At 47.7% G+C, this 13,697-nt stretch carries 17 protein-coding genes; 13 read left to right on the top strand and 4 right to left on the bottom strand.

Going from position 1 to position 13,697, the window contains the following annotated elements; translation table 11 throughout:
• Position 1 precedes the first annotated feature (1 nt).
• From skT53_RS12280 to skT53_RS12260, 5 genes are all read left to right on the top strand, one after another.
• Positions 2-295, top strand: a complete 294-nt coding sequence (locus skT53_RS12280; RefSeq protein ID WP_200757353.1) for an RNA-binding S4 domain-containing protein — start codon at positions 2-4, stop codon at positions 293-295.
• Positions 296-417: 122 nt separating this feature from the next.
• On the top strand, positions 418-720 hold the full coding sequence (gene yabP, locus skT53_RS12275) for a sporulation protein YabP (protein ID WP_200757351.1): 303 nt from the start codon (positions 418-420) through the stop codon (positions 718-720).
• A 38-nt stretch (positions 721-758) separates the two neighbouring features.
• A complete protein-coding gene (yabQ, locus tag skT53_RS12270) occupies positions 759-1,403 on the top strand; it encodes a spore cortex biosynthesis protein YabQ (protein WP_200757349.1) in 645 nt (214 codons plus the stop codon).
• 4 nt (positions 1,404-1,407) lie between these two features.
• On the top strand, positions 1,408-1,779 hold the full coding sequence (locus skT53_RS12265; RefSeq protein ID WP_200757347.1) for an FtsB family cell division protein: 372 nt from the start codon (positions 1,408-1,410) through the stop codon (positions 1,777-1,779).
• 83 nt (positions 1,780-1,862) lie between these two features.
• A complete protein-coding gene (locus skT53_RS12260) occupies positions 1,863-2,315 on the top strand; it encodes a S1 domain-containing RNA-binding protein (protein WP_200757345.1) in 453 nt (150 codons plus the stop codon).
• 246 nt (positions 2,316-2,561) lie between these two features.
• Here the strand turns inward: skT53_RS12260 and skT53_RS12255 are convergent, their stop codons facing one another.
• The 4 genes from skT53_RS12255 to skT53_RS12240 all read right to left on the bottom strand — a co-directional run bounded on the left by skT53_RS12255 (position 2,562) and on the right by skT53_RS12240 (position 3,839).
• Positions 2,562-2,744 (bottom strand): hypothetical protein, encoded by a 183-nt coding sequence (locus tag skT53_RS12255; RefSeq protein WP_200757343.1) that lies wholly within the window; start codon positions 2,742-2,744, stop codon positions 2,562-2,564.
• Between the two features lie 104 nt (positions 2,745-2,848).
• Positions 2,849-2,965 (bottom strand): cortex morphogenetic protein CmpA, encoded by a 117-nt coding sequence (gene cmpA, locus skT53_RS12250; RefSeq protein ID WP_200757341.1) that lies wholly within the window; start codon positions 2,963-2,965, stop codon positions 2,849-2,851.
• Between the two features lie 71 nt (positions 2,966-3,036).
• Complete coding sequence (locus skT53_RS12245) at positions 3,037-3,351, bottom strand: MazG-like family protein (RefSeq protein ID WP_200757339.1); 315 nt, start codon at positions 3,349-3,351, stop codon at positions 3,037-3,039.
• Complete coding sequence (locus tag skT53_RS12240; RefSeq protein ID WP_200757338.1) at positions 3,333-3,839, bottom strand: deoxycytidylate deaminase; 507 nt, start codon at positions 3,837-3,839, stop codon at positions 3,333-3,335. The genes skT53_RS12245 and skT53_RS12240 overlap by 19 nt, the downstream gene beginning before the upstream one ends.
• A gap of 319 nt (positions 3,840-4,158) precedes the next feature.
• On the opposite strand from skT53_RS12240, the gene spoIIE reads away from it, so the two are divergent.
• The 8 genes from spoIIE (at position 4,159) to ftsH (ending at position 13,606) form a co-directional block, all read left to right on the top strand.
• Complete coding sequence (gene spoIIE / locus skT53_RS12235) at positions 4,159-6,705, top strand: stage II sporulation protein E (protein ID WP_200757336.1); 2,547 nt, start codon at positions 4,159-4,161, stop codon at positions 6,703-6,705.
• A gap of 85 nt (positions 6,706-6,790) precedes the next feature.
• Positions 6,791-7,504 carry a vWA domain-containing protein gene (locus tag skT53_RS12230; protein WP_200757327.1) on the top strand — a complete coding sequence of 238 codons (714 nt, stop codon included), beginning with the start codon at positions 6,791-6,793 and terminating at the stop codon, positions 7,502-7,504.
• Complete coding sequence (locus skT53_RS12225; protein WP_200757325.1) at positions 7,476-8,480, top strand: serine/threonine protein kinase; 1,005 nt, start codon at positions 7,476-7,478, stop codon at positions 8,478-8,480. Before skT53_RS12230 ends, skT53_RS12225 begins: the two co-directional genes overlap by 29 nt.
• Before the next feature lie 4 nt (positions 8,481-8,484).
• A complete protein-coding gene (locus tag skT53_RS12220; protein WP_200757323.1) occupies positions 8,485-9,261 on the top strand; it encodes a threonine/serine exporter family protein in 777 nt (258 codons plus the stop codon).
• Entirely contained in the window at positions 9,258-9,689 is a 432-nt protein-coding gene (locus skT53_RS12215; RefSeq protein ID WP_200757321.1) for a threonine/serine exporter family protein, read from the top strand. Before skT53_RS12220 ends, skT53_RS12215 begins: the two co-directional genes overlap by 4 nt.
• Positions 9,679-11,139 carry a tRNA lysidine(34) synthetase TilS gene (gene tilS / locus skT53_RS12210; protein WP_200757319.1) on the top strand — a complete coding sequence of 487 codons (1,461 nt, stop codon included), beginning with the start codon at positions 9,679-9,681 and terminating at the stop codon, positions 11,137-11,139. Before skT53_RS12215 ends, tilS begins: the two co-directional genes overlap by 11 nt.
• 6 nt (positions 11,140-11,145) lie before the next feature.
• Entirely contained in the window at positions 11,146-11,682 is a 537-nt protein-coding gene (gene hpt / locus skT53_RS12205; protein WP_200757316.1) for a hypoxanthine phosphoribosyltransferase, read from the top strand.
• 64 nt (positions 11,683-11,746) lie between these two features.
• The gene (gene ftsH / locus skT53_RS12200) at positions 11,747-13,606 is read left to right on the top strand and encodes an ATP-dependent zinc metalloprotease FtsH (protein WP_200757314.1); all 1,860 of its coding nucleotides are present in this window, start codon (positions 11,747-11,749) and stop codon (positions 13,604-13,606) included.
• The last annotated feature ends 91 nt before the right edge of the window (positions 13,607-13,697 follow it).

Raw genomic sequence — 13,697 nt, 5'->3', positions numbered from 1 at the left:
TATGAGGTTAGACAAATTTCTCAAAGTTTCTCGCTTGATCAAGCGGCGAACTTTGGCGAAAGAAGTCTGCGACAAGGGGCGTATCCAGATTAATGGACGCCCCTCAAAAGCGTCTTCGGAGGTAAAAGCGGGGGACCTCCTGAGGATCACTTTTGGGACCAAAATCGTCGAAGTCAAAGTACTGGCCGTTGCGGAACATGCATCAAAAGATCAAGCAGCAAACCTTTACATGGTACTTTCGGAAAAGCGAATAGAGGGAGATCCAAGCATGGACGATGAGGATGACGAAGCATAAGTCGTCCTCTTTTTTATTGTTCTTTCTTGTCCAAACTCTGCATAAAGTGACAGTGAGACAAGCGAATCGGTAAGTACGGCTGATTTTGCAGGACTCGCAATTTTGATGTGGAGGGATCCACCGTGGAGGAAAGATCGCGCACTCAACACAATCAATATGAGCGCCATGAGGTGACCATTTTAAATCGGCAAGCGATGCAGGTGACAGGTGTGGTGAATGTAGAGAGCTTTGATGCAAACGAATTTGTTTTGCAGACGGCTTACGGCTTATTGGTCATTCGAGGTGAGAATCTTCACATTCAAGCGTTAAATCTGGAAAACGGGATCGTTTCCATCGAAGGTGTGCTTTACGACATGGGCTATTTTGAGGAAAAGGCCTCCCCTTCTCAAAAGGCGAAAGGGCTCTTCGGCAAGTTGTTTAAATAACGAAGACGGCATGCTTAAATGAGAAAGGGGATTCCCAAGTGGCTCTTGAATTGCAATACATGACGTTATTGGCGATGAGCCTAAACGGCATCCTGCTGGGAGCCGTTTTTGATATCTGCCGGGTTGTGCTCAGACAATGGAAGTTTTTACGGTGGGCAAAACCTTTGTTTGATTTTTCCTTTTGGATATTTGCCTTGTTCTCCGTCTTTTCGAGCTTAATGTGGGCGAATAACGGGGAATTGCGGATGTATGTATTTGTGATTTTATTGCTGGGATGGGTGTTGTATCGAGTGTTGCTGCAGCGGATTGTTGTCGGCAGCACGGTCGGAATTATAATGGGGATCCGATATATTTGCGTAATGCTGTGGAATATTTTCGTAACGGTAGTGGTTCGTCCTGTTAAAACAGGTGGGCAAATTTTGATTCGTTTGTTTTATGCGTTTGACCGTCTGTTGAAATATTTGGAGCGGGTGATTCTTTGGCCGTTTCGAATCAGTTTACGCATCATTCTATGGCTGTTGCGCCCAGTTTTTCGATTGTTACGCCCGATTACAGATCGGCTTGCCAAAAGGCTCCGACCAATCAGTTCCCGAATGGAACACATTTGGGGGAAAGGAAAAGGAATTTGGGAAAAGTTGACGAATTGGTTATTGAATAAGGATGATCAAAATCCCAAGCAGTAACCAGGTGATTACCTTGAAAAAACGAATGGTGAAAAACTCGTCTGGTTCAAATGTGGTCTATGTGGTCCCAGACACCAAACAAAGCACGGCTGCCCCTGTACGCAAAAAAAGAAAGCCTACTGTCCGGATGCTTTTTTTAATTGTTTTTTCGTTGTGGGCAGCTTATACGTTTCTGTTTTCAATGCTTCCCAATAAGCTCCGTTTGGATCGCGAACATGCGGAACTGCAGCAGCAGTTGGAGCAAGCCCGGCAGACTGAACAGAAATTGACGCAAGATGTCAATAATCTGCAGAGCGATTTTTATATTGCGAGATTGGCGCGCAAATACTATAACATGATTAAAGAGGGAGAAGTTTTGTATCGACCTCAGCAATAGCTCCTTGACACTTTTTTTAACAGTCGCATATAATTTGAATTGGTAAAAACGGTTTTTATCATTTAAGGGGGAGCATTTTTTAAATGTCTATTGAATTAGGCAGCAAAGTGGAAGGTAAAGTCACCGGTATAACAAATTTCGGGGCGTTTGTGATGCTGCCGGGTGGGGTCACCGGACTCGTTCACATTTCGGAGATTGCTGATTCGTATGTGAAAGATATCAATGATTTTTTAAAGGTCAACGATACAGTAGTGGTGAAAGTTCTTAACGTCGACAAGAACGGAAAAATCGGACTGTCCATTCGACAGGCTGTTGATAAACCGGCGGAAACAGTTGGTGCTGAGCGGGAAAGAAGATCTTTCGGTCCGCGTGACCGTGGACCTCGCGAATCGGGAAGCCGGGAACGTTCCAATCGACCACCGCAAAAATCGTTAGAAGATAAAATTTCCAAGTTTTTAAAAGACAGCGAAGATCGGTTGACTGCTTTGAAACGGAACGAAAGCAAACGGGGCGGCCGAGGAGGCCGACGCGGCTAACGATAAAAAAAGCATTCCTGAAATCAGGGATGCTTTTTATTTGAGCGTATGTATCCACCCTCAAGAAGACAAACTACTTACAAGGGGGAATCCGGATGAATCACTATGTGAGTTCGTATATAGGAATTGCAATTGCGGTTGTACTGCTGCTGGCTATTCCGGCTTGGTGGATGTTCGCCAACTACCGGCGCCGTGAAAAAAATAAATAAAAAAGCTTCCTGCTTGTGAAGGAAGCTTTTTTATTTATTACGCAGCCCCTGGAGGAACGGTAGATGCTGCAATGCCTGCAACAACGAAAGCCACAAATGTCAGCAGCATGAGACCGGCCAAACCGAAACGTCTTTCACGGGCAAGAGATAGCATGGGCGGTACCGCCATAAGACCGAACAGAATAAGTACGATTGCGGTAAAAATCGGATGTAATGTCACTACACGTCACCTCAATTACAGGTTATCCACGAAACAACGAATCGATTCCATTATAGTCTCCAAAATTGCCCATGTCAAAATAAAAAGGGGCAAAGCCCCTGTGTTCACATAGCGTTCACATTTCTTCTGTATTTATAGAAAACCCGGTTGAGCATAATGACAGAATGTTTATCTCGCTCAGAAAATGCGCGTTGCAGTTGGTTTTTGAGCCAACTTGGCATATGTCATTCCCCTCCTTACGGTGCTGCTGGTTTTCTAGTATACGCGCCGCAAGGGGAAAAAGTGCCCAGTTTTAGTCGCAATAACCCTTCTGCTTCAGTTTGGCAATATGCTGTTCAATGACTTTGTCAATGTCCACACCATGTGTTTCTTCCAATACATACATCATGGTGATGCACGTTTGTGCCGTATCGGCCAATTCACTCGCGATATTTTCCATCACCTGCTCGTCCACCACATAGTTTTCTCCGGACAGATTTCGGAATTTCCCAATCGCTTGCGCCAATTCACCCGCTTCTTCCAATAGCTTGAGAGCGGTGGATTCCAATGTGGGAGTCAATTTGTTCAAACGGGGCAGGGTAATCGTTTTCATGTTCGATTTGTCCATTCAGCAGTTCCTCCCTTTGTCGGTTTGCGCCAACCAATCTGTTCTTCCAGTTGGATAAAGGATTCCTCTTTCATCTCGGTAAATGGGAGGACCCGAATATGGGCCCGTTCCAAGATGCGGACAGAGATTGGGCTGCGGCGATAGTCATTTTGGAACAGGACAGCCGATATGCCGTAATCGACCAACTCCTTTGCACAATCGGGACAAGGGAAATGGGTGACGAAGGCGATCCCGTTACGCGCTTTTTCACCTGCCCGCCGCAGGGCGTTTCGTTCCGCATGGAGCGTGGCTTTGCAATGGCCATGTTCATCGAAGTCGCATCCCACATCCTCACAATGCGGATGACCTGGCAAGGAACCGTTATACCCCAATCCGTGGATGATTCCATCCGGACCCACGACAACGCATCCAACATGTACCCGGCAAGTGGAAGCGCGGGCCAACTCAATTGCAATGTTCATGTAGATCGAATATTTAATCGGTCGCATACCTGTACGCTCCTGTTTTTCTGTTACTTTCTACGATACCGGTTTTCCGGTTTCCTGTCGACTGAAAAACAGTTTCGACATACATTCTTATACTTCCTTTTTGCGTGCAAGTCTGTCAACCTCTTTTTGGGCGATAAGAATTCATACATTTTATCTGATCGGCATCCGAGCATGCATACGTAAGCCAACTTGAGGAGTCGTTGAGAAAAGCAGGATCTTGTCGGAAAAAAGCTTGATTCTATCGCAGATTCTGACAAACTTTGTGAAAGAACCCTTGCTATAATGACCCTACTCAAGATTCCGTCAGGGGGAATTCGTTGTGTGGAGACGGTTTTGGCGATTGAATTGGCAGGCGGCTTCCGCCGTGGATGCGGATGTTGCGGAAATCAAGGAGCGTAACAGAATATTGCGACAGTGGACAAGCCTTACAAATTGGTGGGAATCAAAAGCTGTTGGCAGATCAAGTGCCGTATTGCTCTTGATCGCGTTTTTTCTGGGGCGTGCAGAAATTTTGGGTGAACTTACACCGTTCGCACTTGCTTTGTACGCCGTTATGCTTCGTTTGAAAAAGACACTGTCCCGAAATGTGATGATCGCCTTGTTATTGGGAGCGGCAACCGTCCATACGATCGGCTATGTAATCTCGCTGGTTGCTATGTTGGCCTTTTACCGAATTGTGCATGGGATGCTTTCGAGGCGAAAATCGCTCAGTCTAAACGCTTTGCCATTTGTGGTTTTTTTGGTGGACACGGCGGCCAGAATTGCGATTTCGATGGCTCGTAATGATATGTCTACCTATTCGCTGATGATGAGTCTCGTAGAAGGATTTCTGGCTATGGTGCTGAGTTTGATTTTTATCCAGTCGCTGCCGATTTTTACATTTCAAAAAGGCGTTAAGGAATTGCGCAATGAGGAAATTTTCTGTCTGGTTATCTTGATGACATCTGTTTTGACCGGTTTGTCAGGGATTCAAGTAGGGAGCCTGTCGTTTGAAAATATTTTCAGCCGTTATTTGATCATGCTGTTTGCGCTGATCGGCGGTGCTGGCGTTGGGACAAGCGTCGGCGTGGTAACGGGAATCATACTGGCGATGGCAAATTTGAACGCCATCTCACAAATTGGAATGCTGGCATTTGCCGGAATGCTGGGCGGGCTGCTGAAAGACGCGAAGAAAGTGGGGGTGGGTATCGGATTTTTGCTCGGCACCGGAATTTTGGCGGTCTATGTAGGGCAGCTTCCGGAGATTTTCACTGCGCTGCAGGAGACACTTGTTGCTATCGTGTTGCTGTTGTTTACGCCGAAAGGATTTATTGAACAAATATCCAGGTATGTACCCGGCACACATCAACATTATCTTTCCCAACAGGATTACAGTCGTCGGATTCGCGAATTGATGGCGGGACGAATCCGGGAGGTTTCCCATTTGTTTCAAGAGTTGGCGCATTCGTTTGCCCAGTTATCGTCCGGCGGCCGGAAAAGTCAGGACGAGGCGCTGAACGCCGCGCTTGAAGTGGTAAACAAACAGGTATGCACGACCTGTTTTAAACGGGAAATCTGCTGGGAGAAGGATTTTTACCAGACCTACCACGGATTTCGAGATACGATCGCATTAATTGAGGCGGAAGGAACGGTCACGAAGGACAGTATTCCAACGGAACTGCGTAAACGGTGTGTTCGTATCGAACAGATTTTGCCGGCTCTTTATCAGGCTACCGATTCAATTAAACGGGACATGCAGTGGCAGAACCGGCTTTTGGAAAGCAGGGAATTGGTGGCCGTACAACTGCAGGGTGTGGCGGATATTATGGAGGAGTTGACATATGATCTGACAAAGGAAAACCATATGTCAGCCGGACATGAAGAACACATTATAGCCGCCTTGGAACAGTTAGGGCTATCCATCCGATCGGTCGATATCATTTCATTGGAAGAGGGAAAAATAGAAATTGAAGTAACGCAGACAGCGGCGGTCGATAGGAATGAGTGCGAGAAATTGATCGCTCCTTTGCTGTCTGAAATTGTCGGAGAAAATATTACGGTCGCAGAGAAGCGGATTCACGAGGACAGCGGCTTGATGTCCATCTTCCGTTCGGCGCAGGTATACCGGGTCAACACGGCTGTGGCATCGGCCGCGAAAGACGGCAAAATCTTAAGCGGCGACTCTTTTACTACGTTGGATGTCGGAAATGGAAAATTTGCGGTCGCAGTGTCCGACGGCATGGGAAACGGTGAGCGGGCCATGCAGGAATCAAGCGCGGCGATTCGCCTTTTGCAGCAGCTTTTGAAAGCGGGCTTTGATGAACAGCTGGCTATTAAGACGGTTAATTCGGTATTGTTGCTTCGCTCAAAAGATGAGATTTTTACGACAATGGATCTTGCCTTGATCGATCAGTTTAACGCCAGAACGGAGTTTTTAAAAATCGGTTCGGTCCCTTCTTTTGTGAAACGGCACCACGAGGTGATCTCGATCCGGGGAGAGAACGTTCCGATTGGGATTTTGCAGGATATTGACATCCAGACCGTAGTGACCGATTTGCAGGAAGGCGATTTGTTGATTTTAATGTCGGACGGGATTTATGACGCCCCTAAACATGTAGATGATAAAGAAAAATGGCTGAGAAAGCAGATCGAGCGGTTTGACTCAAGCGATCCGCAGGTGGTGGCAGATTTGCTGGTAGAATTGGCTGTTCGCGTAAACCATGGAAAAATTGTGGATGATATGACCGTGTTGGTAGCGAAGATTGAAAAACATCATCCGGATTGGGCTACCATCAAATTGCCCGGCATGAAAAAAATCAGACGAAAAAAGGAGGCTTCTGCGCCGCCGATTCCGGTGCAAGGGCCGGACTCTACCTCTCTTTCATAAATATACAAGTCTATTGACTAAAAGTTTAACCGTCTCTCTTCCCGGACATACTGGTTACTAATCATAGATACAGGGAGTGGGAGCGATGTGGGAGCAAGTGGAACTGAAACAAATTTTGCTGTTGACAGACGGATGTTCCAATCTGGGCGGTAACCCGGTCGAGGTTGCAAAAGCGGCAAGTCATGCCGGGATTGCGGTTAACGTAATTGGCATTTTGGATGGCGGTTCTTTGGGAGAAAAGGGCCGTAACGAGGTGCAGGCCATCGCGGCAGCCGGAAACGGTATGAGCCAGTTTGTGGAAACGAAACATCTGGGGCAAACGATGCAAATGTTGACGCGCCATACGATGCAGGCAACGCTGCAACAAGCAATGAAGAAAGAGCTGAAGTCGATGATCGGTCGAGACATGGAACAACTTCCGCCTGAACGGCGAATCGACCTGCTTCATATGATTGACCGAGCGGGTGAACTGTCTGCTTTGCGGTTGGTTTTGCTGATTGACGTTTCTGCCAGTATGCGGGACAAGCTACCGCATGTTCGGGAAGCGATACGGGAGCTGGAGATTAGCCTGGAGGCCCGTAAAGGTGAGCACAAAATTGCGGTGATTACTTTCCCGGCAGGGGGCCAGGCAAGTAAGCTCCTATCCCATTTTTGCAAGAATCCGGGGTTGTCTGAGCTGGGAAGCGGACTTTCAGTCGGCGGGTCAACACCGACCGGACCGGCTTTATATGACGCGATCAGATTGCTGCAGAATGGGGAGGGAGCTTCGGATGTCGCAGCGAGCAGCTACGTGGTCTAAATTTAATAGCCGACAGGCGCCGCAAAGGCTGGGCGATACGGTATACGGAAGATGGAACGGACATGCTTATCAGTTGATTCGCTTGTTGGGAACGGGAGCAAATGGAACCGTTTGGTTGGCGCAAGAGAATGGGCGCAGCTACGCGTTAAAAATTTCAACAGAACCGACGGCCATTTCGTTGGAATACAGGCTGCTGAAGCAACTGCAGGAAAACTCGCCGCCAGACATTTTCACGGTCCAGGGAAGCCGCCTTGGGCCTTTTGTTTATGATTTGGATGATTACACTTCTGCTGACGGGCAATTGCATTATTTTTATGTGATGGAATACATTGCCGGGGTCCCCGCTCATCTCGACTCGAAACGGTCGGACGGAACAGCCGCTTGCCAAATCGTATGCCGTCTGTTGTTTTTTTTGCAGCAGCTTCATCAAAAGGGAGTCGCATTTGGCGATATTAAGGCAGACAACGTGTTGGTCAACCCTCGGAATGGGGAGGTTCGGCTGGTCGACTTTGGAGGCGTCACCCGTTTTGGGGAAAGTATCCGCCAGTTTACCGAATGGTATGATCGCGCGTATTGGCAGGCAGGTTCACGGCGGGCGGATCGGCAGTACGACTTGTTTTCCGTCGCTTTGTTATGGATTCAACTGCTTTGTCCGGGAATTGATAAAATCCGGGGTGGCGGCGTAAGAGGATTTCAACGTATCAAACGGACACTTGCTGCAAATGGGTTGAAAAATTGCATTCCCATTTTGGAAAAAACGTGGAAGGGCGGATTTCAAGATGCCGATGAAATGCGCGAGGCGGTGCAGCAGGCTGCCGCATCGCACGTTCAGCCAAAATTCAGAAAGAAAGTTGGCCGATTTTATCGAAAATGGGATGACGTTCTTGAGAAGGACTGGGATTGGACGCATTGGACAGTGGTCGGTTCCGTGGCCGTTTGTATGTCCGTGATTTTACGTTTGATTATGATAAAATAAAACTATGAGCAGAGATAAAGTAGCGATTCAAACGATGAATGTCTGTTTAAAAGCGGGGACCTTACTGCTGCGAAACGGGGCGGAAACAGCCCGGGTGGAGGAAACGATCGAGCGGGTTGGTCGGGCCAGCGGTATGCAGGTGGTATACAGTTTTGTGACGCCAACCGCCATAATTATCAATTTGATGACAGAAGAAGGCAGCTATACCCGATTAAACCGCATCACGGATGGATTGAGCATCGATTTGACAAAAGTGTCCAAAATCAACGAACTGTCAAGGCGATTTGAACGCGGCCAATTGTCTTTGCAAGAAGTAGACGAAGAATTGGACCAGATTGAGCGGGAAAAATCGGAATATCCCCTATGGATTCGCCAATTCTGCGCGATGGTGGCTGGCGGCGGATTTACGATGCTGTCTGGCGGGGGATGGTGGGATTTGCTGCCGGGGGCGATTTGTGCGGGGATGGCTCATTTTTTAACAGAACGTCTGGACCCGAGGATGCCCCGTTTTTTGGCTGTATCGCTCCAATCTTTTGCCGTCACGTTTCTTGCTGTGTTATTGGTAAAATCGGGATTTGGGGAAAATTTCTATCCGATTAATATCGGCGGACTGATTCCGCTTTTGCCAGGTCTCGCAGTTACGAATGCGGTGCGTGATTTGATGGCGAACGACCTCATATCTGGTTTGGCGAGATCGGCAGAGGCATTTCTGACTTCCTTTGCGATTGCAATCGGAGTGGCTCTCGTATTTGTTTGGCATATCGGAGGTTTGTCCGAATGATTATGAACCTCATATTGGCGTATTTAGGGACAGTGGCATATGCGATTATTTACCGGGTTCCGAAGCGGGCTTTGTTAACCGCAGGCCTGGTCGGAGCGGGTGCCAGCGCGATTCGGAGCGGCGTTGAACAGTTGGCATCGAGTGCGGTAGCAGGAGCGTTTTTAGGCGCTTTTTTCGTATCGATCGCAAGTGAAATGTTGGCGAGAATCCAGAAATTGCCGGCTACTGTTTTTATTGTTTGCGGCATCTTGATGCTGGTGCCTGGTATGCGGGCGTTAAGCGCGATGCGCTTTTTTATGGAAAAAGACTATTTTCAGGGAATTTCAAACGGAACGGAAACCTTTTTGATAGCGGGCGGGATTGCTGCAGGTCTAGTGGTTGGGGGTGCGTTGATGCGTTTTGGCAGGAGGCGGCAGCATGTTGCATAAAGTTAAATCTACAATTGAGGACAACTTCCTGTTTGACAAAGGAGAACAGATTCTTGTCGGCGTATCTGGCGGTGCGGATTCGGTTGCTCTTCTGTCTGTTTTGCACAAACTGGCTGAGCAGGAAGGCTGGCAGCTGCATGTTGCACATGTAGAGCATGGGCTGCGCGGGGAAGAATCGATTGAGGACGCACGATTTGTGGAAAAGCTTTGCGGTGAATGGAAGATTCCTTTTCACTTGATGCAACCGGATGTGAAAAAATATGCGGCTGAACAAGGCATATCGACGCAGGTAGCGGCAAGGGAGCTTCGGTACGCCTTCTTTCGGGACACTGCCAAACGGATCGGGGCATCAAAAGTGGCGCTGGCACATCATGCCGATGATCAGGCAGAAACGATTTTAATGCGTGTTCTGCGCGGCACTTCCGTAGCCGGTTTGACGGGAATTCCACTGCGCCGCAAGATGGACGGCATCGAAGTGGTGAGGCCGTTTCTTTACGTATGGAGGTCTGAGATTGAGGAATACTGTCAGAAGGAAAAAATTGTGTACCGTAATGATTCAACCAATGCATTAACCGATTACTTGCGAAATAAGATACGATTACAGCTAATACCACAATTGGAAAGGGAGTATAATCCGAATTTGCGGCGGGGACTGACGCAGCTGGGGGACATTGCTTCACACGAGGACTCGTACATGAATCAACAGGCTGAACTTATTTTTGAACAAATTGTTAAAAAAGGATTGGACAGTGGATGGTCTGTCGACAAAACGGGACTGTTGTGTCAACCGCTTGCTTTACAACGTCGAGTAATTACACTAATATTATATTATCTTTCTGGATGTACCATAGAGTGGGAAGCCAAGCACATTACCAGTATTATTGGGCTGGCCAATCACCCTTCTCCTTCTGCCCGGATCGATCTTCCTTTCGGTGTACGGGCGTGGAGGGAATATGATTTTATACATATTGCAAAGTCTCCTGTTTGGGAGATTCCCGCGCATCGAACAGAAGCCGCCTTACCTGTGCCGACATGGCCTGTCGATCAATCAAAAATGGTTTTTCCCTTTTGTTTTCCGGAGTTTTGTTTGAACGGATCGATTGAACTGTTGGAAGGAGCTGAGTCCCCTGTCGACCAATGGGAGGCTGTTTTTGATTATGATCAAATTCAGGACCGCAGCTTCTTGATTCGATCCCGCTTGCCAGGAGAATGGATGCGACCGATCGGAATGACAGGGCGCAAAAAAATCAAAGAGATCATGATGGAAGCGCGGATTCCTTTATATCGAAGGAATTTCTGGCCGTTATGGCTGATAGACGACCAAGTCGTGTGGGTGACTGGAATTCGTCGAAGTCAGTTTGCAGTTGTGGGTCCACAAACGCGAAGAACCGTTCGAATTCGCGTAAACCAGCAACAATTGCAGGAGGAAATGCCAACACAGGAGGATTAACAAGCAATGCGCGACGATATAGAAGAAATCATGTTCACCCCGGAGCAAATTCAAAGCAAAGTCGCCGAACTGGGGATGCAAATTTCCGATGATTACCGGGATAAAAACCCACTCGTTGTTTGTGTGCTAAAAGGCGCATCTTTATTTATGGCGGATTTGGTAAGAAACATCTCGATTCCGATCGAAATGGATTTTATGGCTATTTCCAGTTATGGGGCCTCCACCCAATCTTCAGGCGTAGTCCGAATCATGAAGGATCTGGAGACCGGATTGGAGAATAGACATGTGATTATCGTGGAGGATATTGTGGATACGGGGCTTACGTTGTCTTATTTGCGTGATTCCTTGTTAAGGCGTAACGCATCCTCTGTTCGTATCGTCACATTATTTGATAAACCCAGCGGTCGTAAAATTGAGATTATCCCCGACTACTCCGGTTTTCAGGTACCGAATGCATTCATAGTCGGATATGGGCTTGATTATTCGGAAAAATACCGAAATCTTCCTTTTGTTGGAATTTTAAAGCCCGAGATTTACAGTTAAGCAAATTGAAAAAAACGAGTCAGGTCGCTACCCTACAGTTTCGGTGACCGAGAGGAGGTAAGGGATGAACAGGGTTTTCCGAAATCTCGGATTTTATCTGATCATTTTTCTTCTGATTGTAGGAATTGTCAGTTTTGTGACGACAGGCAATCAGGGAACGACAGAGCAACCTTTCAACAATGTGGTTCAAGAGCTGCAGAAAGACAATGTGCAATCAATTGATGTTACGCCTGATGGGCTTACTCTTCAATTGAATGTTACGTTGAATGATGGCACGAAATGGACGTCCCGTGCGCTCGTAAGCGAAGTATTCACGGAAACGTTGATGAATTCAAAAGCGAAGGTAGTCATCAACGCTCCGCCTCGGGATTCCGTATGGATTACAATCTTTACGGGAATTTTGCCGTTTATCATAATGTTTGTCCTGTTCTTCTTCCTTTTGAATCAGGCCCAAGGCGGCGGTTCAAAAGTAATGAATTTCGGCAAGAGCAGGGCGAAGCTCTACACGGAAGAAAAGAAAAAGGTGACGTTTAATGACGTGGCCGGTGCTGACGAAGAAAAGAACGAACTGGTGGAAGTGGTAGAGTTTCTGAAAGACCCTCGCAAATTTGCCGCACTTGGCGCCCGTATTCCGAAAGGCGTTTTGTTGGTTGGACCGCCGGGAACTGGTAAAACACTGCTGGCGAGGGCGGTTGCCGGTGAGGCGGGAGTTCCTTTTTTCTCGATCTCCGGTTCTGACTTCGTGGAAATGTTTGTAGGTGTTGGTGCGTCCCGTGTGCGGGATTTGTTTGAGCAAGCGAAGAAAAACGCGCCTTGTATCATTTTTATTGATGAGATTGATGCGGTGGGGCGTCATCGGGGGGCCGGTCTTGGCGGCGGACACGATGAACGGGAGCAGACTCTAAACCAGTTGCTTGTAGAGATGGATGGATTTGGGGCAAACGAGGGCATTATCATTATAGCGGCTACAAACCGCCCAGACATTCTCGACCCTGCGCTGCTTCGACCGGGACGGTTTGACAGACAAATTACGGTTGATCGCCCAGATGTAAGGGGGCGCAAAGAGATTTTGCAAGTGCATGCGCGCAATAAGCCATTATCAGCTGAAGTAAATCTTGACAATATTGCAAAAATGACGCCCGGATTTACAGGAGCTGATCTGGAAAATCTGCTGAATGAGGCAGCCTTGTTGGCAGCCAGACGGAATAAAAAAGAAATCGACATGCCTGAAGTGGATGAAGCGATTGATCGCGTGATTGCCGGTCCGGAAAAGAAATCGAGAGTCGTTTCGGAAAAGGAACGGCGATTGGTGGCGTACCACGAGTCTGGCCACGCGGTAGTGGGTTATTTCTTGGAAGGCGCCGATGAAGTCCATAAAGTGACGATTATTCCGCGCGGCATGGCGGGTGGATACACCGTTATGTTGCCAAAGGAAGATCGTTGGTTTGCCACCAAAGGGGAAATGCTTGATAAGGTTTGTGGATTGCTGGGCGGCCGTGTGGCAGAGCAATTGGTGTTAGGGGAAATCTCTACGGGAGCTCACAACGATTTGGAAAGGGCAACTGGCGTTATCCGCCGTATGATTACTGAATTCGGTATGAGCGACAAGTTGGGACCGCTCCAATTCGGACACCGTCAAGGCCAGGTTTTCTTGGGGAAAGATATTTCGTCCGAACAGAACTACAGCGATGCGATCGCATATGAAATTGACAAAGAAATGCGTGCGATGATTGATGAATGTTACAAACGTACGGAACAAGTATTGACCAAGCATCGAGACAAGTTGGAACTGTTGGCGAAAACCTTGCTTGAAAAAGAAACGATTGATAAAGCCCAGATTGAGGCGTTAATGAAAGGTGAGACGCTACCCGATCAGGGACAGGAAAATTCAGATGCGAAAAATGATTCTCAGCAGGAATCTTGATTTTCGAGGAGAATAAAAAATTGGTGGTAATGAAAGCACCCGGGGAACCGGGTGCTTTTCTGGAAGCTGTCTGAAAAAACTCAAAACACGG

Origin of the sequence: Effusibacillus dendaii (assembly GCF_015097055.1) — a bacterium.
Taxonomy (GTDB): Bacteria; Bacillota; Bacilli; order Tumebacillales; family Effusibacillaceae; genus Effusibacillus; species Effusibacillus dendaii.
This window is presented reverse-complemented; position numbering and strand designations above follow the sequence as displayed.

Coding starts and splice junctions, on each gene's coding strand:
- skT53_RS12240 (WP_200757338.1), bottom strand. CDS start 3,839: ATGCGACCGATTAAATATTCGATCTACATGAACATTGCAATTGAGTTG.
- skT53_RS12260 (WP_200757345.1), top strand. CDS start 1,863: ATGTCTATTGAATTAGGCAGCAAAGTGGAAGGTAAAGTCACCGGTATA.
- skT53_RS12215 (WP_200757321.1), top strand. CDS start 9,258: ATGATTATGAACCTCATATTGGCGTATTTAGGGACAGTGGCATATGCG.
- tilS (WP_200757319.1), top strand. CDS start 9,679: ATGTTGCATAAAGTTAAATCTACAATTGAGGACAACTTCCTGTTTGAC.
- skT53_RS12280 (WP_200757353.1), top strand. CDS start 2: ATGAGGTTAGACAAATTTCTCAAAGTTTCTCGCTTGATCAAGCGGCGA.
- hpt (WP_200757316.1), top strand. CDS start 11,146: ATGCGCGACGATATAGAAGAAATCATGTTCACCCCGGAGCAAATTCAA.
- skT53_RS12220 (WP_200757323.1), top strand. CDS start 8,485: ATGAGCAGAGATAAAGTAGCGATTCAAACGATGAATGTCTGTTTAAAA.
- skT53_RS12230 (WP_200757327.1), top strand. CDS start 6,791: ATGTGGGAGCAAGTGGAACTGAAACAAATTTTGCTGTTGACAGACGGA.
- ftsH (WP_200757314.1), top strand. CDS start 11,747: ATGAACAGGGTTTTCCGAAATCTCGGATTTTATCTGATCATTTTTCTT.
- cmpA (WP_200757341.1), bottom strand. CDS start 2,965: ATGCCAAGTTGGCTCAAAAACCAACTGCAACGCGCATTTTCTGAGCGA.
- skT53_RS12225 (WP_200757325.1), top strand. CDS start 7,476: ATGTCGCAGCGAGCAGCTACGTGGTCTAAATTTAATAGCCGACAGGCG.
- skT53_RS12245 (WP_200757339.1), bottom strand. CDS start 3,351: ATGGACAAATCGAACATGAAAACGATTACCCTGCCCCGTTTGAACAAA.